At 53.4% G+C, this 20,993-nt stretch carries 17 protein-coding genes; 8 read left to right on the top strand and 9 right to left on the bottom strand.

What is annotated here, in order from left to right:
• The first annotated feature begins 469 nt into the window (after positions 1-469).
• The 5 genes from IP581_RS18715 (at position 470) to IP581_RS18735 (ending at position 6,021) form a co-directional block, all read left to right on the top strand.
• Positions 470-1,360: a carbohydrate ABC transporter permease gene (locus IP581_RS18715; RefSeq protein WP_025263850.1), complete on the top strand. Its 891-nt coding sequence runs from the start codon at positions 470-472 to the stop codon at positions 1,358-1,360.
• Positions 1,353-2,255 carry a carbohydrate ABC transporter permease gene (locus IP581_RS18720; RefSeq protein WP_086873584.1) on the top strand — a complete coding sequence of 301 codons (903 nt, stop codon included), beginning with the start codon at positions 1,353-1,355 and terminating at the stop codon, positions 2,253-2,255. The genes IP581_RS18715 and IP581_RS18720 overlap by 8 nt, the downstream gene beginning before the upstream one ends.
• Positions 2,256-2,267: 12 nt before the next feature.
• Positions 2,268-3,395, top strand: coding sequence for an ABC transporter ATP-binding protein (locus IP581_RS18725; RefSeq protein ID WP_086873583.1), 1,128 nt, complete (start codon positions 2,268-2,270; stop codon positions 3,393-3,395).
• Between the two features lie 139 nt (positions 3,396-3,534).
• Positions 3,535-4,824: an ABC transporter substrate-binding protein gene (locus IP581_RS18730; protein WP_097401582.1), complete on the top strand. Its 1,290-nt coding sequence runs from the start codon at positions 3,535-3,537 to the stop codon at positions 4,822-4,824.
• A gap of 66 nt (positions 4,825-4,890) precedes the next feature.
• Positions 4,891-6,021: an oligogalacturonate lyase family protein gene (locus tag IP581_RS18735; protein WP_193821105.1), complete on the top strand. Its 1,131-nt coding sequence runs from the start codon at positions 4,891-4,893 to the stop codon at positions 6,019-6,021.
• Positions 6,022-6,054: 33 nt separating this feature from the next.
• Here the strand turns inward: IP581_RS18735 and araE are convergent, their stop codons facing one another.
• The 3 genes from araE to kduI form a co-directional block, all read right to left on the bottom strand.
• Positions 6,055-7,473, bottom strand: a complete 1,419-nt coding sequence (gene araE / locus IP581_RS18740) for an arabinose-proton symporter AraE (protein WP_097401584.1) — start codon at positions 7,471-7,473, stop codon at positions 6,055-6,057.
• Positions 7,474-7,790: 317 nt separating this feature from the next.
• A complete protein-coding gene (kduD, locus tag IP581_RS18745) occupies positions 7,791-8,552 on the bottom strand; it encodes a 2-dehydro-3-deoxy-D-gluconate 5-dehydrogenase KduD (RefSeq protein ID WP_086873579.1) in 762 nt (253 codons plus the stop codon).
• Positions 8,553-8,612: 60 nt separating this feature from the next.
• Positions 8,613-9,449, bottom strand: a complete 837-nt coding sequence (gene kduI, locus IP581_RS18750; RefSeq protein WP_193821106.1) for a 5-dehydro-4-deoxy-D-glucuronate isomerase — start codon at positions 9,447-9,449, stop codon at positions 8,613-8,615.
• A gap of 500 nt (positions 9,450-9,949) precedes the next feature.
• Here kduI and IP581_RS18755 point away from each other — a divergent pair, with 500 nt between their 5' ends.
• On the top strand, positions 9,950-11,125 hold the full coding sequence (locus IP581_RS18755) for an oligogalacturonate lyase family protein (RefSeq protein WP_020455076.1): 1,176 nt from the start codon (positions 9,950-9,952) through the stop codon (positions 11,123-11,125).
• Between the two features lie 320 nt (positions 11,126-11,445).
• On the opposite strand, the gene IP581_RS18760 is transcribed toward IP581_RS18755, so the two are convergent.
• The 5 genes from IP581_RS18760 to IP581_RS18780 all read right to left on the bottom strand — a co-directional run bounded on the left by IP581_RS18760 (position 11,446) and on the right by IP581_RS18780 (position 16,455).
• Entirely contained in the window at positions 11,446-12,126 is a 681-nt protein-coding gene (locus IP581_RS18760) for an oligogalacturonate-specific porin KdgM family protein (protein WP_086873578.1), read from the bottom strand.
• A gap of 475 nt (positions 12,127-12,601) precedes the next feature.
• Positions 12,602-13,783 (bottom strand): acetyl-CoA C-acetyltransferase, encoded by a 1,182-nt coding sequence (locus tag IP581_RS18765; protein WP_086873577.1) that lies wholly within the window; start codon positions 13,781-13,783, stop codon positions 12,602-12,604.
• Positions 13,784-13,940: 157 nt separating this feature from the next.
• The gene (locus tag IP581_RS18770; protein WP_025263848.1) at positions 13,941-14,753 is read right to left on the bottom strand and encodes a MetQ/NlpA family ABC transporter substrate-binding protein; all 813 of its coding nucleotides are present in this window, start codon (positions 14,751-14,753) and stop codon (positions 13,941-13,943) included.
• A gap of 18 nt (positions 14,754-14,771) precedes the next feature.
• Entirely contained in the window at positions 14,772-15,440 is a 669-nt protein-coding gene (locus tag IP581_RS18775; RefSeq protein ID WP_020455079.1) for a methionine ABC transporter permease, read from the bottom strand.
• On the bottom strand, positions 15,433-16,455 hold the full coding sequence (locus tag IP581_RS18780; RefSeq protein ID WP_193821107.1) for a methionine ABC transporter ATP-binding protein: 1,023 nt from the start codon (positions 16,453-16,455) through the stop codon (positions 15,433-15,435). Before IP581_RS18780 ends, IP581_RS18775 begins: the two co-directional genes overlap by 8 nt.
• A gap of 395 nt (positions 16,456-16,850) precedes the next feature.
• Between IP581_RS18780 and IP581_RS18785 the strand changes: the two genes are divergently transcribed.
• Positions 16,851-18,221: a pyridoxal-phosphate dependent enzyme gene (locus tag IP581_RS18785; RefSeq protein WP_086873574.1), complete on the top strand. Its 1,371-nt coding sequence runs from the start codon at positions 16,851-16,853 to the stop codon at positions 18,219-18,221.
• A gap of 10 nt (positions 18,222-18,231) precedes the next feature.
• Complete coding sequence (locus IP581_RS18790; protein ID WP_086873573.1) at positions 18,232-19,374, top strand: trans-sulfuration enzyme family protein; 1,143 nt, start codon at positions 18,232-18,234, stop codon at positions 19,372-19,374.
• Positions 19,375-19,394: 20 nt separating this feature from the next.
• On the opposite strand, the gene IP581_RS18795 is transcribed toward IP581_RS18790, so the two are convergent.
• Positions 19,395-20,717 (bottom strand): sensor domain-containing diguanylate cyclase, encoded by a 1,323-nt coding sequence (locus IP581_RS18795; RefSeq protein ID WP_193821108.1) that lies wholly within the window; start codon positions 20,715-20,717, stop codon positions 19,395-19,397.
• Between the last annotated feature and the right edge of the window lie 276 nt (positions 20,718-20,993).

Below are 20,993 nucleotides of genomic sequence, written 5' to 3' on the forward strand. Positions count from 1 at the left end.
GGGGCGTTTTTATTTATAGGCCACTAAAAATAGTTCGCCGGATAATCGTTTAAATTTTCAATAATTTCATTTCACCCTATTTAACGCCTTAGGCTATTACCTAAATCGTTGCGCTTATTGGCGATAAGCCCGCTGTTTTCCGGCAAAAATGACACCCACCTCACTTTATTGAAACATCGTTTCGACTTCGATCACATTTCACGAATTAATCGAATGACGCCAATTCAAAACACAATAAAATATTTTAAAACGACGTTTCACAAACCGAGAACGCAAGTTCGCAGGATTTTAAAACCCGGAATATTGTGAGTAATTTCCGCTGGTTAAAGTTTCAAAACGCATTGATTCAATTGATTATTGTGATCAAGTGCACGCACAGAACCTGTTTTAACCCTCTGACGCCCATGCGGCGGAGGAAAAAAGTTACTCTCCGAATCCGTATTACACATTGTTCGCCAGGTAGGTATGTATGAATGAAAACAGACTACTGGGATTGGCCTGGATATCGCCCTACGTTATTGGGTTGATAGTCTTTACGGCTTTCCCATTCATCTCATCGTTCTTTCTCAGTTTTACTGAGTATGACCTGATGAGCCCGCCGGTATTTAATGGCATTGAGAATTATCGCTACATGTTTACCGAAGACACGCTCTTCTGGAAATCAATGGGCGTAACGTTCGCGTATGTATTTTTGACAATCCCGCTGAAGCTTGCTTTCGCGCTGGGGATTGCCTTTGTGCTCAACTTTAAACTTCGGGGCATCGGTTTTTTCCGTACGGCTTACTACATTCCATCCATCCTTGGTAGCTCCGTGGCGATCGCCGTACTGTGGCGCGCACTGTTCGCTATCGATGGCCTGCTGAACAGCTTTATCGGCGTGTTTGGTCTGGATCCAATTAACTGGCTCGGCGAACCGTCGCTGGCGCTGATGTCCGTCACCTTGCTGCGCGTCTGGCAGTTCGGCTCCGCGATGGTCATCTTCCTTGCCGCGCTGCAAAACGTACCGCAATCCCAGTACGAAGCAGCGATGATCGATGGCGCCAGCAAATGGCAGATGTTTATGAAAGTCACCGTGCCGCTGATTACGCCGGTTATTTTCTTCAACTTCATCATGCAGACCACCCAGGCATTCCAGGAATTTACCGGCCCGTATGTCATTACTGGCGGCGGCCCGACCTACTACACCTATCTGTTCTCGCTCTACATCTACGACACCGCCTTCAAGTATTTCGACATGGGTTACGGTGCGGCGCTGGCCTGGGTTCTGTTCCTGGTCGTGGCGGTCTTTGCCTCCATCGCCTTTAAGTCTTCGAAATACTGGGTGTTCTACTCTGCCGATAAGGGAGGCAAAAATGGCTGATATCCAACATCTCACGCCGGGCATGAAAGAAGCCGAACGTGAAGTGGCGCGCACGCTGCGCCGCGAGAAAATCAGCGCATGGATCCGCTATACGATCCTGCTCTTTGTCGGCCTGCTAATGCTCTACCCGCTGGCGTGGATGTTCTCGGCGTCGTTCAAACCGAATCACGAGATCTTCACCACGCTGGGGCTGTGGCCAAACCACGCCACCTGGGATGGCTTTATCAACGGCTGGAAAACCGGCACGGAATACACCTTCGGCCACTACATGCTGAACACGTTTAAGTATGTGATCCCGAAAGTGATCCTGACCATTATCTCTTCAACGATTGTGGCTTACGGCTTTGCCCGCTTTGAGATCCCGTGGAAGAACTTCTGGTTCGGTACGCTTATCGCCACCATGCTGCTGCCAAGCACCGTGCTGCTGATCCCGCAATACCTGATGTTCCGTGAAATGGGCATGCTCAACAGCTATATGCCGCTGTATCTGCCCACGGCGTTCGCTACCCACGGTTTCTTCGTCTTTATGCTGATTCAGTTCTTACGCGGCGTGCCGCGCGACATGGAAGAAGCGGCGCAAATCGATGGCTGTAACTCCTGGCAGGTGCTGTGGTACGTGGTGGTGCCAATCCTGAAACCGGCGATTATCTCCGTGGCGCTGTTCCAGTTCATGTGGTCAATGAACGACTTTATCGGGCCGCTGATTTATGTCTACAGCGTGGATAAATACCCGATCGCACTGGCGCTGAAAATGTCCATCGACGTCACCGAAGGTGCGCCGTGGAACGAAATTCTGGCAATGGCGAGTATCTCCATTCTGCCGTCCATCATTGTCTTCTTCCTGGCACAGCGCTACTTCGTACAGGGCGTGACCAGCAGCGGAATTAAAGGTTAAGAGGGAAGTATCATGGCTGAAGTGATTTTCAACAAACTGGAAAAGGTTTATTCCAACGGCTTCAAAGCGGTACATGGTATCGACCTGAAAATTGCCGATGGCGAATTTATGGTGATTGTCGGCCCAAGTGGCTGCGCGAAATCCACCACCCTGCGCATGCTGGCAGGCCTTGAAACCATCAGCGGCGGCGAAGTGCGCATCGGTGAGAAGATCGTCAACAATCTTGCGCCAAAATCACGCGGTATTGCGATGGTGTTCCAGAACTACGCGCTCTACCCGCACATGACGGTGCGGGAAAACCTCGCGTTCGGCCTGAAGCTCAGCAAAATGCCGAAAGAAGAGATCAACAAACAGGTCGATGAAGCGGCGAAAATCCTTGAGCTCGAAGAGCTGATGGATCGCCTGCCGCGCCAGCTTTCCGGTGGTCAGGCACAGCGCGTAGCGGTTGGCCGCGCGATTGTGAAAAAGCCGGATGTGTTCCTGTTTGACGAACCGCTGTCGAACCTGGACGCCAAACTGCGCGCCTCAATGCGTATCCGTATTTCCGACCTGCACAAGCAGTTGAAGAAATCCGGGAAACCGGCGACCACCGTCTACGTCACGCACGATCAGACCGAAGCAATGACCATGGGCGACCGCATCTGCGTGATGAAACTCGGCCATATCATGCAGGTGGATACCCCGGATAACCTCTACCACTTCCCGAAAAATATGTTCGTGGCGGGCTTTATCGGTGCGCCGGAGATGAACATCAAACCGGCGAAGATTGTGAAAAAAGCCGACCAGCTGCACATCACCGTCGGTCATGAAACGCTGGCGCTGAACGCTCGCCAGCAGGAGAAAGTCGCCGATTACGCCGATAAAGAGGTGTTCTTTGGCGTGCGTCCGGAGTTTGTCTCCGTTTCAGATGAGCCTTTTAGCGACGACTGCGGCGCCGGTGACCTGGTGCGCGTCGAGAACATGGGTCACGAGTTCTTTGTTTACCTGAAAGTTGGCGACTACGAACTGACCGCCCGAATCCCTTCTGATGAAGCTAAGCCAATGATTGCAAAGGGGCTTCACCGGAAGGTGTACTTTAAGTTTGATATGAATAAGTGTCATATTTTTGACGCGAAAACAGAACAGAACATTTCCTTATAACGACGAAATCATTCGCGATGCCCCGAGGTGGCAAGTCGGTGTATCCCGGCGCTTACAAAGCAAGTAGCCGGGAGACATCAACGCCGCCACCGAAGGGGCACCGGAAGAGTGAAATTTAAACAAACGTTGGAGTATAAAAATGAAAAAAGTGCTTACCGGCGCCATCATCTCCGCAACTCTGGGCATGTGCGCTGTACCCGCAACCGCCGCTGATAATGTTGATCTGCGTATGTCCTGGTGGGGGGGCAACGGTCGTCATCAGGTCACCTTAAAGGCGCTGGAAGAGTTTCACAAACAGCATCCTGACATTACCGTTAAATCTGAATACACCGGTTGGGACGGTCACCTCTCCCGTCTGACCACGCAAATCGCGGGCGGCACCGAGCCGGACGTGATGCAGACTAACTGGAACTGGCTGCCGATTTTCTCCAAAAACGGCGAGGGTTTTTATGACCTCAACCAGGTCAAAGACATTATTGATTTAAGCCAGTTCGATGCCAAAGAGCTGCAATCCACCACCGTTGACGGCAAGTTGAACGGCATTCCGATCTCCGTCACCGCGCGCGTGTTCTACTTCAACGACGAGCAGTGGAAAAAAGCGGGCGTCGCCTTCCCGAAAACCTGGGATGAGCTGTTAGCCGCGGGCAAAACCTTTGAAAGCAAGCTCGGCAAACAGTACTACCCGGTGGTGCTGGAGCACCAGGATACGCTGGCGCTGCTGAACTCCTACATGGTGCAGAAATACAACATTCCTGCCGTGGATGAGAAAGCGAAGAAATTCAGCTACACCAACGAGCAGTGGGTGGAATTCTTCCAGATGTATAAAAAACTGGTCGATAGCCACGTGATGCCGGACGCCAAATATTACGCGTCGTTCGGTAAGAGCAACATGTATGAAATGAAGCCGTGGATCGAAGGTGAATGGGCGGGTACTTACATGTGGAACTCCACCATCACCAAATACTCCGACAACCTGAAGCCGCCAGCTAAACTGGTGCTGGGTGACTACCCGATGCTGCCGGGCGCGAAAGACGCGGGCTTGTTCTTCAAACCTGCGCAGATGCTGTCGATTGGTAAATCCACCAAGCATCCGAAAGAGGCGGCCCAGGTGATCAACTTCCTGCTGAACAGCAAAGAGGGTGCAGAAACGCTGGGCCTGGAGCGCGGTGTGCCGCTGAGCAAAGCCGCGGTGCAAACGCTGACCGCCAATGGTGCTATCAAAGAGGGCGATCCGGCGGTTGCGGGTCTGCGTCTGGCGCAGTCTTTGCCGACCAAACTTTCGGTATCGCCTTACTTTGACGATCCGCAGATTGTTGCCCAGTTCGGTACCGCAATTCAGTACATCGACTATGGCCAGAAATCCGTTGAAGAAACCGCAGCCGACTTCCAGCGTCAGGCTGAACGTATTCTGAAACGCGCCATGCGCTAAGGTTTTACCGCAATGACATACCCTGCCCGTTTGCGGCAGGGTATTTTTTTATCTAAGGAGCAGGTAATGGCAAAGGGGAAAAACGTCTCTCTCACCTTCCGCAGCCAGAAAGACGACAAAACCGGGCATGAGGTTATCCGGCTGACGCCGCCGCATATTATTTGTCACCGTAACTACTTCTATCAGAAATGCTTTACCCGGGACGGCGGGAAACTGATTTTCGGCGGCGCGTTTGAAGGCCACTGGAATTACTACTTACTGGATCTCGCGAACCGCGAAGCGACACAGCTCACCGAAGGCGCGGGAGACAACACGTTTGGCGGTTTTTTGTCCGCCGATGACAGCGCGCTGTGGTATGTGAAAAACACCCGCGAACTGCGTCGCGTTGATCTGCACTCCCTCGAAGAGCATATCGTCTACGAGGTTGACGATGAGTGGGTGGCGTATGGCACCTGGGTCGCGAACTCCAGCTGTACCAAACTGGTCGGCATTGAAATTAAAAAAAGCGACTGGCGACCACTTACCGACTGGCAAAAATTCCGCGATTTCTACTTCACCAACCCCGAATGCCGCTTGATCCGCATTGATCTGCAAAGCGGTAAACGCGACACCCTGTTGCAGGAAAAACGCTGGCTGGGCCACCCGATTTATCGCCCCTTCGACGATCAGACCGTGGCGTTTTGCCACGAAGGCCCGCGCGATGTCATTGATGCACGCATGTGGCTGATTAATGAAGATGGCAGCAACCTGCGCAAAGTGCGCCAGCACAAGCCGGGAGAAAGTTTTACCCATGAATTCTGGGTGCCGGACGGATCCGCGCTCTATTACGTGGCGCACCAGGAAAACGATCCGCGCCGTTATCTCTACAGCGCGGATCCGAACACGCTGGAAAACCAGCAGTTGATGGCGATCCCGCCCTGCTCGCATCTGATGAGTAATCAAGACGGCAGCCTGGTGGTCGGCGACGGCGCGCCGCATCACACCGGGGATATCCACCTTAACGATCCGTTTATCTGGGTATTTAATATCAAAAGCGGCGAACAGAAGGCGATTTGCCAGCATAACAGTAGCTGGAAAGTGCTGGATGGCGACCGCCAGGTCACGCACCCGCACCCCTCTTTCTCGCCAGATAACCAGTGGGTACTCTACACTTCCGATGCCGAAGGCATGCCCGCGCTCTACCTGGCGCGGGTGTAATTCTGCCCTCTCCCGCCGGGGAGAGGGCTATTGTTACACGCCGATATTACGCAGTTTTTCACCCGCCATCAGACGGCGTTCAATATGTTCCAGCGTGACGTTTTTGGTTTCCGGGATCAGCCAGAAAGTGACACCGACAAACGCCAGATTCAGCGCGGTGTAGAGCCAGAACGTGCCTGCCGCGCCAATCGCGTCCAGCAACGTCAGGAAGGTCGCACCGATAATCATGTTCGACACCCAGTTAGTGGTGGTCGAACAGGTGATGCCGAAATCGCGGCATTTCAGTGGCTGGATCTCGGAACACAGGATCCACACCACCGGCGCGGCGCTCATCGCATACCCGGCGATACAGATCATCGTCATGCCCACCGAAAGCCAGGATAACCCGCTCGACGCGGTGCCGTTATCAAACTGCATCAGGCAGTAACCAAGGATCAACGTGCCAATTGCCATCACGCTGAAACCAATTTTCAGCGCCGGTTTGCGCCCCGCTTTATCTACCGTAAACACCGCAATAAAGGTGGCAAACATAAAGGTCAGCCCCACCACCAGCGTGGCGATCATTTGCTGTTCCGTGGTGGTAAACCCGGCCATTTTAAAAATGCGTGGCGCGTAATACATGATGATGTTCATGCCGGTAAACTGCTGCATCGCCTGCAATAACATGCCGAGGAAAACGGCGCGGCGCACATTGCGGTTAGCTTTAAACAGCTGGAAACCACCCTGTTTCAGTTTCAGGCTTTCGCGGATCTCATTCAGCTCTTCGCGCGCCTTTTCCGAGGTATCACGCAGCATACGCAGCACCTCTTCCGCTTCAATATGCCGCCCTTTTTGCGCCAGCCAGCGCGGGCTGTTGGGCAGGAATACCACCAGAACAATCAGTAATACCGCCGGCAGCGCCAGTACACCGAGCATTGCCCGCCAGTTGCCGCTATAGCTAAACGCCGTGTCCGAGAGGAACGCCAGCACAATGCCCAGCGTGACCATCAACTGGTACATGCTTATCATCTTCCCGCGCACATTTTCGCTTGCCATTTCAGAGAGATACAACGGCGCGGTATACGACGCAATGCCGACCGCAACCCCCAGCAGCACGCGGGAAAGCAGCAGCACTTCCACACTGGCGGCAAACGCGGAACCGAGCGAACCGGCGACAAATAACACCGCGCCCGCCATTAAGCTGTATTTGCGCCCAAGGCGAAAAGAGAGCCAGCCGTTAAACAGCGCCCCCAGCGCCGCGCCCAGCATCATGCTGCTCACCACCCACTCCTGCAAACGGCTGGATAAGGTGAAATGGTCGGTGATAAACGGCAGCGCACCGGAAATCACCCCAATATCGAGACCAAACAACAGCCCGGCGACCGCGGCCGACACCGAGACAAACAGATTCATACGCCGGGTATCACGCAGCGCGCGTGGTAAAGCTACGGAATCATTACTGATAGAAGTCATTTTTTCCTGCCTACACAGAATAAGACGTCCTATGAAAGTAAGTCAGCGACGGGGCAAAGCGTCAGTGCTGAAAACGCGAAGATATGGATAAATACGCTATGGCATGGTGTTTTGTGATGGAGTTTACAATTTTGAAAATATAGTTTAAGCACTAAACTAATTTTAACTTATTTATTTTTAAAGATTTTTAATCAATAGCCTGCGAATTAAGATAAAAGGATATGGATTTTTCTATTCACAAGATATGGACAATTAATACGCAGCGATAAAAAAACCTGCCCGCAGGCAGGTTTTTTATGCAGGCAATGCGAGGCGAATTAACGCGCCAGCCAGCCGCCGTCCACCGCAATGGTGTAGCCATTGATGTAATCAGAGGCTTTCGAAGACAGGAACACCACCGGCCCCATCAGATCGCTCGGCAGCCCCCAGCGGCCTGCCGGGATACGGTCGAGGATCTCGGCGCTACGCTGCTCGTCGGCACGCAACTGCTGGGTGTTGTTGGTCGCCATATAACCCGGCGCGATAGCGTTAACGTTGATGTTGTGTTTCGCCCATTCGTTCGCCAGCAGACGCGTGACGCCCATGACGCCGCTTTTGGACGCGGTGTAAGACGGTACGCGGATGCCACCCTGGAATGAGAGCATCGACGCGATGTTGATGATCTTGCCGCCATTACCCTGCGCGATGAAGTGTTTTGCCGCCGCCTGGGACATAAAGAACACGCTCTTGATGTTCAGGTTCATTACGTCGTCCCAGTCTTTCTCGCTGAAATTGATCGCGTCTTCGCGGCGGATCAAACCGGCGTTGTTCACCAGAATGTCGATTTTGCCAAACTCGGCGACCGCGCGCTCCAGCAGCGCCGGAATGCCGTCGATCTGACGCAGATCGGCCGTCAGGCTGAGAAAACGACGGCCCAGCGCGGTCACGCGCTCAATGGTTTCTGTTGGTTCAACAATGTTGATACCGACAATATCGCAGCCCGCTTCCGCCAGGCCCAGCGCCATACCCTGGCCCAGACCAGTGTCACAACCGCTGACTACCGCAACCTTACCTTGAAGAGAAAATGCATCCAGAATCATGTTTATTCCTTAATCTATTAGCGCCTGTACCGGACAGGCATGGTTTTATGCTGCCCGCTATTAGCGCAGATCTTTTACAGCGACGTGATCCATGTCATCAAAGACCTGGTTCTCACCCACCATCCCCCAGATGAAGGTATACGCACGCGTACCCACGCCTGAATGGATTGACCAGCTGGGAGAAATGACCGCCTGCTCGTTATGCATCACAATGTGACGCGTCTCCTGCGGCTGCCCCATCATATGGAATACGCAGGCGTCTTCTTCCATATTGAAATAGAAGTACACTTCCATGCGGCGCTCATGGGTATGGCACGGCATCGTGTTCCACAGGTTGCCCGGCGCAAGCTCGGTCAGCCCCATGCTTAACTGGCAGGTTTCCAGCACGTCCGGCACGAAATATTTGTTGATGGTGCGACGGTTGCTGGTCAGCGGATCGCCAAGCGTCACTGGCGCCACATCGGCTGGCGTCACTTTTTTCGTTGGGAAGGTGGTGTGTGCGGGTGCGCAGTTGTAGTAAAACTTGGCTGGTTTCGCGCTATCGATGCTGGCAAAAACCACCTCTTTGGCGCCTTTTCCGACATATAACGCATCACGATGATCAATTTCATAACATTGACCGTCAACGGTAATGGTGCCCGGGCCGCCGATATTAATCACGCCCAGTTCGCGACGCTCAAGAAAATAGGTCACGCCCAGCTGTTTACCCACTTCGCCGCCAACAGAAACGGTTTTGTTCACCGGTTTAATACCGCCGACGATAATGCGATCGATATGGCTGTACACCATGGTGTATTCGTCATCAGCGAATACTTTTTCGACTAAAAACTCATTGCGCAGGCCCTGGGTATCCAGCGTTTTCGCATGCGCACTGTGGATGCTTTGTCTGACTTCCACAATAACCTCCGAAGTAAATTTTGACCGAAACGTCACTCAGTGGAACGCAGAAACAGTGTTCCGTTTCTTCATTACGCGCATCTTATCCCGGCTAAAACATGTTTTCAATCTTGAATAAAACAACGTTTCAATTTTTCTGCCATATATTATTAAATCTGTAAGTGTGATCACGATTGTTTGGCGTTGACAGCGCATCATCACCGGTTAGCCCTGGAGAATAATTTTAAATAAATCATAGCAAACAAGAAGTTAAGTTCGTCTTTGAGTTTTGACCGCCAATCGGCAGTTTTTGTGTTTAAAATCAAAGCCCGCCAGCGCGAACGCTTTTTCACCTCGCGTTAATCCTGCTAGCAGCCGTTGTTTTCTTATAAAGTGCGTCAGCAATCACATATATTGAAACGTTGTTTTGATAAATTAACACTCTATTTTTAAACTTGTAATCATCTGTGGTCATCATTGGGGGCGCAACTTTCCCACCGGACCATCTAAAGGAGTGAAATATGGCGAAAGGCATGCGGGTAAAACTCAATTACGCAATCAGCCGCGATCCGGATACCGGCGCGGAAGTCACCCGCTTAACACCACCGGAAGTAACCTGCCACCGGAACTACTTCTATCAGAAGTGTTTTTTCAATGATGGCAGCCACCTGTTGTTTGCCGGTGAATTTGATGGCCACTGGAATTATTACCTGCTGGATATCGCGAAAGCCGAAGCCGTGCAGTTAACGGAAGGCGCGGGCGATAACACCTTTGGTGGTTTCCTCTCGCCGGATGACAGCGCTTTATATTATGTGAAGAACGATCGCACGCTGCGCGAAGTGAATTTGCAGACGCTCGCCGAGCGCGAAATTTATCGCGTACCGGATGAGTGGGTCGGCTACGGCACCTGGGTGGCGAACAGTGATTGCAGCAAACTGGTTGGGATTGAGATCGCCGCCAGCGACTGGACGCCGCTCAATGACTGGAAACTGTTCCACGATTTCTTCCATAAAGGCCCGCACTGCCGTCTGCTGCGCGTAGATCTGCAAAGCGGCGAGAGCAGCGTGATCCATGAAGAGAAGAACTGGCTGGGTCATCCGATCTATCGCCCGTTCGACGACAACACGGTGGCGTTTTGCCACGAAGGCCCACACGATCTGGTGGATGCGCGGATGTGGCTGGTCAATGAAGACGGCAGCCATGTACGCAAAGTAAAAGATCACGCCGAAGGCGAAAGCTGTACCCACGAATTCTGGGTGCCGAACGGTTCCGCGCTGGTGTACGTCTCTTACCTGAAAGGTAAACAGGGGCGCATGATTTACAGCTTCAACCCGGATACCGGCGTGAACGACGCGGTCATGCCGATGCCGGCGTGCTCTCACCTGATGAGCAACTTTGACGGCACATTGCTGGTTGGCGATGGTTCCGGCACGCCAGTAGATGTGAAAGATACCAGCGGTTACACCATTGATAACGATCCCTATTTGTATGTTTTCGATGTGGCGAAAAAAGCCTACTTCCGCGTGGCGCGCCACGATACTTCCTGGGCAACGGTTGCCAACAGCCGCCAGGTAACGCATCCGCATCCCTCGTTCACACCGGACGACAGTGCGATTCTGTTTAGTTCCGATAAAGACGGTAAGCCGGCGCTTTATATCGCGAAACTTCCTGAGCAACGCGTCATGTTGCAAGCGTAAACATTGAGTTAGTGTTTCTGTAACTGGCCTTGCCCTCCTCCTGGGGGGCTTTTTTTTGTGCCGTTCTTGCCCGTCATACTTTGAGCGACAGGTGTGTTGCCGGCCTTACTCGCCCCAGTCACTTACTTCACGGAACTCGCTGCGTTGCCGCCTTCCTGTCACTCACATTATTCAGGGCGGACCTGAGCAAATGCAAAAGCACTGTCCAAAAGTCCAAAGAAGGTAAGTAACGAACCTGTAGCTAAAAGTCTGACGGGTAGAAATATAAAAATCCCCGGCCAACGGCTCCGGGGATTTTGACTTGAGGGTAATGCAGACAATCAGAAAGAGTAAGCCACACCGAGGCGGAAACGGGTCTGGCGTTCGTCGGTATTTTTCACACCCACGTTGCCCACTTCCACATACGGGGACCAGTTTTTATCCAGTTTGTACGCCACTTTGGCGTTATATTCGTTGGAATAAGTTTTGTTGTTTTCACGAATAACATCTTCTGTGCTCTTCGCGTAAACATAGTTCAGCTCAATGCGGTAGTCGCCCATCGCCCAGCCTACCCAGGTATCAAATTTGTTGACCTTGTTATCAACGGTGCTTGAATCCGGGTTACGTGTGTATTCATAACGGTAACGGCCTGCAATATAAACACCGTTATCAAAGCTGTATTGCGCGTGAAGATACGGTTTATAGATGGAGTTGGTATCTTTACTTTCGATATTAAAGCCCGGTGTTAACGCAAAATTCTTGGTCGCAGCCCAGCGCCAGTTAATGGACTCTTCGTGGCCGTTACCCACGATTTCCGTTAACGGTTTGTCGGCCTCATCGCCGCCAGATTTCCATTTCGCTTCAACACCGAAACCCACGCCATTCTCAAAGCGGTGAGAAACCGCTACGCGATCGGCGTTGGAACCGCTGTCGATGTATTCGTGACGTAAATCCACGGTGACGGCTTGTGAAGCAAAGGAAGCGCCAAGGAGTGAAGCAAGAGCCAGAGTTTTCTTAAACATGAGATTACCTCAATAATTAAAATTATGTTCCATTTTTATGGAATTCTATTTTATTTTTTTGATAACTTTATTTTAGTGATCGCGATCGTAAATATTTGTATGGAGCGGAACTATGTATAACGGCGTGATGAATATCAATATATTTTCCCTTTACCGCCAGATTAATATGATAAAGATCACACCAATTTTCTATTAACGGTTAACTTACAAAGTTAAATACAAATAAAAAACACAAAGTAAAACAGAGATCTACAAAATAGATCAGCAAATAATAAGCAGGCTTATCGCTTACATTTCAAATTGTAACGGAGGGAATAATCGTAAATTTGACTTTTGCAGAAGTGTTTTTTAATTGCGTGGGATAATTATTAGTGCGAGGCATCGAAGTTTTAATTTAATTGAAACGATGGCTGAAGCGTTAGTCACAAACAATAAAGCCTTCCGGGTGGAAGGCTTTATTTAACTTAAAGTAAGATTAATCGCGTTCGATTGCCAGCGCCACGCCCTGGCCGCCGCCGATACATAACGTTGCCAGCCCTTTACGGGCATGACGTTTTTGCATTTCATGCACCAGCGAAACCAGAATACGGCAGCCGGACGCGCCAATCGGGTGGCCCAGCGCTATCGCCCCGCCATTGACATTCACTCGCTTCTCATCCCATTCAAGAATTTTACCAACCGACAACGCCTGCGCGGCATAGGCTTCGTTCGCTTCAATCAGATCGACATCATCAAGCTGCCAGCCCGCGCGCTCAAGGCAGCGGCGCATGGCATAAACCGGCGCAATGCCCATTAACGCCGGATCGACGCCAACACTGGCAAAGGCGCGGATACGCGCCAGCACCGGTAAATTCAGTTCCTGCGCTTTTGCTTCGCTCATTACCATCACCGCCGCTGCGCCGTCATTAATAGGTGAGGCGTTACCGGCAGTGACTGAGCCGCTTTGTTCAAACGCGGGCGCTAGTTTCGCCAGCGCTTCCGCGCTGGGATCGGTGCGCGGTTGTTCATCCGTGTCGATAACCTGCGTCTGACCTGCCGCATCCACCGCGCTTACCGGCACAATTTCATCGCGAAAACGCCCGGAATCGATAGCGACACGCGCTTTATGCTGCGAGCTTAACGCCCATTCATCCTGACGCTCGCGGCTGATGCCATATTCACGCGCCAGGTTTTCCGCCGTTACGCCCATATGATAATCGTTGAAGGCATCCCACAAACCGTCATGCACCAGGCTATCGATAAGCTGGCTGTTGCCGAGCTGCGCACCGGTGCGGCTGTCGGTCAGCACATGCGGCGCACGGCTCATGTTCTCCTGCCCACCGGCGATCACCACATCGGCTTCGCCGCACTGGATCGCCTGCGAAGCCAGGTGCAAGGCTTTCAGCCCGGAGCCGCAGACATCATTAATGGTGATCGCTGAAACCGTATTCGGCAGGCCGCCTTTGATCGCCGACTGCCGCGCAGGATTTTGCCCGGCGCCCGCTGTCAGCACCTGGCCTAAAATCACTTCGTCGATATCTTGTGGCTGCACGCCGCTACGCTCAATCAATGCGCGCACCACCTGGCTGCCCAGTTCAACGGCAGAGAGGCGTGACAACGCGCCCTGAAAACAGCCGATAGGCGTGCGAACCGCGCCGACTATCACGACATCTTTCATCTCTACCCCCGCAGTTGGTCAACCCGGCAATAGTAGTGCATTGTTAATGAGTATTAACGCGATTGTTTAAAATTGGTGAGATTAGTCACAGCGAAAATCTAAGGCGGGAAATCAACAGCGAGCTGCGCGGCCAGCAAGACCGCGCAGAAGGGGAAAATCAGTTGTTAACCGGGATCACCGCACCTTTATATTTGGTGCGGATCCAGTCCTGAATCTCTTTGGAGTGCAGCACGTTCACCAGCGCCACGATATCTTTTTTCTTCTCGTCGCCACGGTGCACGGTGATGATGTTGGCATACGGGTTGTTTTCACCGCTTTCCACCGCGATCGGATCGTGAACCGGATCCAGACCGGCATCAATCGCATAGTTGGCGTTGATCACCACCGCATCGCCTTCATCGTTGTTATACATCTGCGGCAGCAGCGCTGCTTCGACGTTCGGCAGGAACTGCAGTTTTTTCGGGTTATCGACGATGTCATCGATACGCGCCGTCACTTTGTCGATGCCTGGTTTCAGCTTGATCACGCCCTCTTTTTCGAAGATAGAGAGAATGCGCCCCTCTTCTGATACCGCGTCACGCATGATGATTTTGCCGCCCTGCGGCAGATCTTTCAGCGATTTGTATTTTTTGGAGTAAATACCAATCGGCTCAATATGGATCGCGCCTGCGCTGACGAAATCATAGGTTTTATCGCCCGCGTGATCTTTGATAACGCTGTTCAGGTACGGAATGTGCTGGAAGTAGTTGGCATCCAGTTCACGGCTGGCCAGCGCCGTGTTCGGCAGGATGTAGTCCTGGAACGGTTTAATTTCCAGATCAATACCCTGTTTCGCCAGAATTGGTTTCGCCTGCTCAAGGATTTCGGCGTGTGGCACGTTAGACGCGCCCACGGTCAGCGTATCCGCCCAGGAGGAGAAGCTCAGCACGCTGAGGGTGGCTGCGGCAATCAGTGTCAGTGTTTTTTTCATGATGTTGGTTTCCAATAATTATCGTTTATCTAACAGAGAAGTAATCACGTCGCCGCAGAACTGGATGATGAAGACGATGATAAGAATGGTCACCGTCGCCACCAGCGTGACGTCGTTATGGTTCCGCTGGAATCCTTCCAGATAAGCAAGATTGCCCAACCCGCCAGCGCCGATAACCCCGGCCATGGCGCTGTAGCTCACCAGCGCAATCAGCGTCACGGTAATACCGGACACCAGCGCGGGTGATGATTCGGGCAGTAACACCCGAAATACCAGTGTGCTCAACCGCGCGCCCATCGAACGCGTCGCCTCAATCACCCCTTTATCCACTTCGCGCAGCGCAATCTCGACCAGACGCGCATAAAACGGCGCAGCACCGACGATAAGCGCAGGCAGCGCGGCGTTCGCGCCAAGAATGGTGCCAACGAGGGTTTTGGTAAACGGGATCAGCAGCACAATCAAAATGATGAACGGAATAGAACGGAAAACGTTCACCACAATCGAAATCACGCTATACAGCGTACGGTTCTGGAACAGGCCGCCGCGAGCAGTCAAAAATAGCGCCAGACCGAGCACAATCCCCAGTACAAAAGTCGCCGCGCCCGACAGCGCTGTCATATACAGTGTCTCTTGCGTCGCCGCCCAGAGTTGCGCCCATTTCAGGTGCGGAAAAAGAGATTCAGCCATGTGTCACGACCTCGCTTTCAATATCCGTTTTGCTCAGATCAGCCAGGATATTGTTCAGTTGTTCCGGGGTCGCCTTCACGTTCACCCATAATTGTCCAAATACGCCGTGCGCGGTTTGCGACATCTTGCCGTGCAAAATGTTAAACGGCAGACCATAGCGCAGCGTCAGTTCACCGACGATCGGCTGGTGCGTGCTGTGTCCGGTAAACGTCAGCTTGATCACCGTACCGTCCAGATCGCTGTTCAGCTCCGGGTTGAACGTCTCTTCTTCTTTATACTGGCTCACCTGGCGCACAAACTGTTTGGTGATCGGCTGCTGCGGATGAGTAAAGACGCTCAGCACATCGCCCTCTTCCACCACTTTGCCGTTCTCCATCACCGCCACGCGATCGCAAATCTTGCGTACCACATGCATTTCATGGGTGATGAGCACAATGGTCAGTTTGAAACGGCGATTAATATCGAGCAGCAGATCGAGGATCTGATCGGTAGTCTGCGGATCCAGCGCCGAGGTCGCTTCATCGCACAGCAGCACATCCGGGTTATTCGCCAGCGCGCGGGCAATGCCCACACGCTGCTTCTGCCCGCCGCTCAGTTGCGACGGGTAAGCCTTTTCGCGCCCTTTCAGCCCCACCAGCTCAATCAGTTCCGCCACGCGGGCGTTAATCTGCGCTTTTGGCGCACCGGCAATTTGCATCGAAAACGCGATGTTTTCGCTTACCGTGCGCGACCACAATAAATTGAAGTGCTGAAAGACCATGCTGATCTTCAGCCGCGCCTGGCGCAGCGCTTCTCCGCGCGCGGCGGCGATGTCCTGGCCATTAATCACCACGCTGCCGGAAGTGGGTTTTTCCAGCCCGTTCAGCAAGCGAATCAGCGTACTTTTCCCGGCGCCGCTGTAGCCGATAATGCCGTAAATCTGCCCCTGCTCAACCGTCAGATTGACGCTGTCGACGGCGGTAATCGATGCCTTTCCCTGGTCGAAAATCTTGGAGATATTCCTGAGGACGATCATTCGTTGCTGTTTCCGTTTGGCAGTTTAGCGGTATGGATGTCCAGACGATAATAATCAGCCGCAGTGATAATTCAAATAACCAAATGGACATTACTTATAACTAAAAAAGCTAACGGAGGTGGAACAGGGGTTTTGACGATAAGACTTTATTTCGCAATGCATTGCCGAAAATTGCATAACTGCGGCGAACGTAAGGGGAAAAGTGCATGAAATCAGCGCAAAAACCCGCTTTTCTGGCAATCAATCCATCCGGACGACTGCATGTCTTGCCATCCTGACGGCTAAACAGCGTTTTATATTTCTATTCGTTCTAAACGCCGAATAAAGGTTCTTTAAACAGGCAAAATGACAGACCTATCATCCGCTCATTACGAATCTTTACGGGTGAATCCACAATGTCAGTCTTCCATTCAGTAACCGAATTGATCGGTCAAACACCGCTGTTACAGTTGCATAAACTGGCGAGCGGGCCGTGCGAATTATTTCTCAAACTGGAAAACCAGAACCCTGGCGGCTCGATAAAAGACCGGGTGGCGCTGTCGATGATTAACGAAGCCGAACGCCGTGGTTTGCTCGCCCCTGGCGGGACAATTATTGAAGCCACTGCCGGTAATACCGGTCTGGGATTAGCGCTGATCGCTGCGCAAAAGGGCTATTCGCTGGTGCTGGTGGTGCCGGACAAAATGAGCCGCGAGAAGATTTTCCACCTGCGCGCGCTGGGCGCAAAAGTGGTGCTCACCCGCTCAGACGTTAACAAAGGCCACCCGGCTTACTATCAGGATTACGCGCGCCGCCTGGCGCAAGAGACACCGGGCGCGTTTTACATCGACCAGTTCAATAACGAGGCCAACCCGCTGGCGCACGCCTCGACGACCGCGCCCGAACTGTTTCAACAACTGGACGGCAACATCGACGCCATCGTTGTTGGCGTGGGTTCTGGCGGCACACTTGGCGGGCTGCAAGCCTGGTTTGCTAAGCACTCGCCGCACACCGAGTTTGTTCTTGCCGATCCCGCAGGTTCGATCCTCGCCGATCAGGTTGAGCATGGCCGCTACAGCACGCCAGGTTCCTGGCTGGTTGAAGGCATTGGTGAAGATTTCATTCCACCGCTGGCGCACATCGACGGCGTGCGCAAAGCCTTTCGCGTGACCGATCGCGAAGCCTTCGCCACCGCCAGAGAACTGCTGCAACAGGAAGGAATTCTGGCGGGATCGTCCACCGGAACGCTGCTCAGCGCTGCCCTGCGTTACTGCCAGGCGCAAACCACGCCGAAACGGGTGGTGACGTTCGCCTGCGATAGCGGCAACAAATACCTGTCGAAAATGTTCAACGATGACTGGATGCGCCAGCAAGGTTTGCTCACGCGCCCTTCCAGCGGCGATCTCACCGATTTTATCGCCCTGCGCCACGACGAAGGAGCAACCGTCACTGCGGCGCCAGAGGATAGCCTCGCCGCCGTGCTGGCGCGCATGCGTCTGTACGATATTTCGCAACTGCCGGTGCTGGAAAACGGCCAGGTGGTGGGGATTGTCGACGAGTGGGATCTGATAAGCCACGTGCGCGGCGACAGTGCGCGGTTCGCGTTGCCGGTGAAAGCGGCAATGACCCGCAACGTGGAAATCCTCGATAAACACGCGCCGGAAAGCGCGCTGTACGCCATTTTCGATCGCGGCCTGGTCGCGGTGATCGCCGACAACGGCCGCTTTATCGGCCTGATAACCCGTAGCGATGTGCTAACCACCTGGCGCAACCGTCTTGAACAATAAGGGAAATAAAATGAAAACACTGGCAACGCAGAGCGTCCACAGCGGCGCATTCAACGACCAACACGGCGCGGTGATGCCGCCGATTTACGCCACCTCCACCTTCGCGCAGCCTGCGCCGGGGCAACACACCGGCTACGAATATTCGCGCAGCGGCAACCCGACACGCCACGCGCTGGAAACGGCGATTGCCGAGCTGGAAGGCGGCACGCGCGGGTACGCGTTTGCTTCCGGCCTCGCCAGTATCTCCACGGTGCTGGAACTGCTGGATAAAGACAGCCATCTGGTGGCGATTGATGATGTTTACGGCGGCACTTACCGCCTGATTGAAAATGTGCGCCGCCGCAGCGCCGGGTTACAGGTGAGCTGGGTAAAACCGGACGATCTCGCTGGCCTCGACGCCGCGATTCGCCCCGATACACGAATGATCTGGGTGGAAACGCCCACTAACCCGTTGCTGAAACTGGCAGATCTGGCGGCGATTGCCGCTATCGCCAAACGTCACAATATTCTCAGCGTGGCGGATAACACCTTCGCGTCGCCGGTTATCCACCGCCCGCTGGAGTTAGGGTTTGATATCGTGGTGCACTCCGCCACGAAATACCTGAACGGGCACTCCGATGTGGTGGCCGGTCTGGCCGTGGTCGGTGATAACCCGGCGCTGGCCGAAAAACTCGGTTATCTGCAAAACGCCGTGGGCGGCGTGCTCGATCCGTTCAGCAGTTTCCTCACGTTGCGCGGCATTCGCACGCTTTCCCTGCGCGTGGAACGCCACAGCAGCAACGCGCTGGCGCTTGCCCGCTGGCTGGAACAGCAACCGCAGGTGGAGAAAGTGTGGTTTCCGTGGCTGGAATCGCACCCGCAATATCAGCTGGCGCGCAAACAGATGGCGCTGCCGGGCGGCATGATTTCGGTGGTCATCAAAGGCGATGACGCGCGGGCAACAGAGATTATCAATAAGCTGAAACTGTTCACGCTGGCGGAAAGCCTCGGCGGTGTGGAGAGCCTGGTCAGCCAGCCGTTTAGCATGACTCATGCGTCAATTCCGCTTGAACAGCGGCTGGCAAACGGCATCACACCGCAGTTGATCCGCCTGTCGGTGGGCATTGAAGATGAACACGATCTGATTGCCGACTGGAAAAACGCGCTGGCGTAATCACATCAACCGGGGAGTCATCAGGCTCCCTGCGACGTGAACGGGCTGTCCCACGCGGATACCACCTGGTTGCGGCCCTGTTTTTTCGCGGCATACAGCGCCGTATCGGCCCGGTGAATAAGACCGCTGGCAATCATATGCAGCGGTTTATCTTCAAAGGGCACTTGTCCGCCTTGCAATGTCGCCACGCCGATACTGATGGTCAAAAAACCGGTCGGGCTGGCCGCGTGTGGCACGCTAAGCGCGTTGATATTGCCACGCACATCTTCGGCGACATTCATCGCCTGCATCAGGTTCGTTCCCGGCAGGATAATCAGAAACTCTTCGCCACCGTAACGGCTGACATTATCGCCACTGCGCAAGGGTGACGAGGTGAGCGTGCGGGCGACCAGGCGCAGACAATCGTCCCCGGCCTGATGCCCCTGGGTATCGTTGTAGTTTTTGAAATAGTCGATATCCGCCAGACACACCGACAGCGGGAAATCATCCTGCAAGGCGCGGGAAATCTCGCTCAGCAGACACTCATCCATATAGCGCCGGTTGAACAACCCGGTCAGATGATCGTGCTGCGCGTACTGTTGTAACACTTTGTTCGCGCTGGCGAGCTTGTGCTCCGCCTGGCGACGTTCGGTGATATCGACCCACGTCACCGACAACCCCACCACCATATCCATGGCGTCATGTACCGGTACGGCCTGAATATCGTAACAGCGATCGCGCCAGCCCAACTCGCGTGACGGCAGCGCCTCGCCTTTATCCGCCAGTGCGAAATCCGCCAGGAAAAAGGGCCAGTAATCGGGCATTAAACGCTGAAAGTGATCCTCTGTTTCCAGCGCCTCACCCAGCAATTTCGCCATCGCCTTGTTGGACATCACCAGACGCCCGTGGCGATCAATCATGCACAGCGCCACCGGCGTGGTTTCGTAAATGGTCTCCAGTTGCAGCACCCGCTCGCCCAGGTTGGAGATATTGCGATCAATGCCGCGATAACCGCGCAGCTCGCCCTGCTCATCAAACAGCGGGATACCACTGGTTTCCAGCACCACAATGCTGCCATCGGCACGCTGATTGCGGTTGACCAGGCCAGAAAACGCACGCTTCTCTGCCACAATGGCACCAAACGCGCCCGCCACGCGTTCCGCTTCGCCCGGCGGCATGAAATCAAAAGGGGTTTTGCCAATCACTTCGTTGGGCGGTACGCCGAGCAGTTCCGTGACGACATCGGAAGACCACGTATAGCGTCCCTGCGCGTCGACTTCCCACACCCAGTCAGAATTGTTGTGCAGCAATTCGAAGAGATGTTTCGCATCTTCTTCCCGGTGATCCAGCCGTTTTTTTTTCATTATTCATGGTTTCTGTTCCGCATGGCCCGCTACGCGCGCAACAACTTGCCTGGTCAGCGTGGTGAAGGCAAGAAATATTCACCACAAAAATACATCTATCTAATTCGCTAAGGTGCGCGCTAACCCGATGAAAGTGAATAAGATTAACGCGCATTTTGGGGCGGTTTTTTACCCACACTCTTAACTCAGAGAGCTGGTTTTGCGCCTGCTTACAAGATCTTTTATCACCAGAAGTAATAATAACCACACTGTACACGATTTCATCAGGCTTTTTCA

This window comes from Kosakonia pseudosacchari, assembly GCF_015167415.1.
Taxonomy (GTDB): Bacteria; Pseudomonadota; Gammaproteobacteria; order Enterobacterales; family Enterobacteriaceae; genus Kosakonia; species Kosakonia pseudosacchari.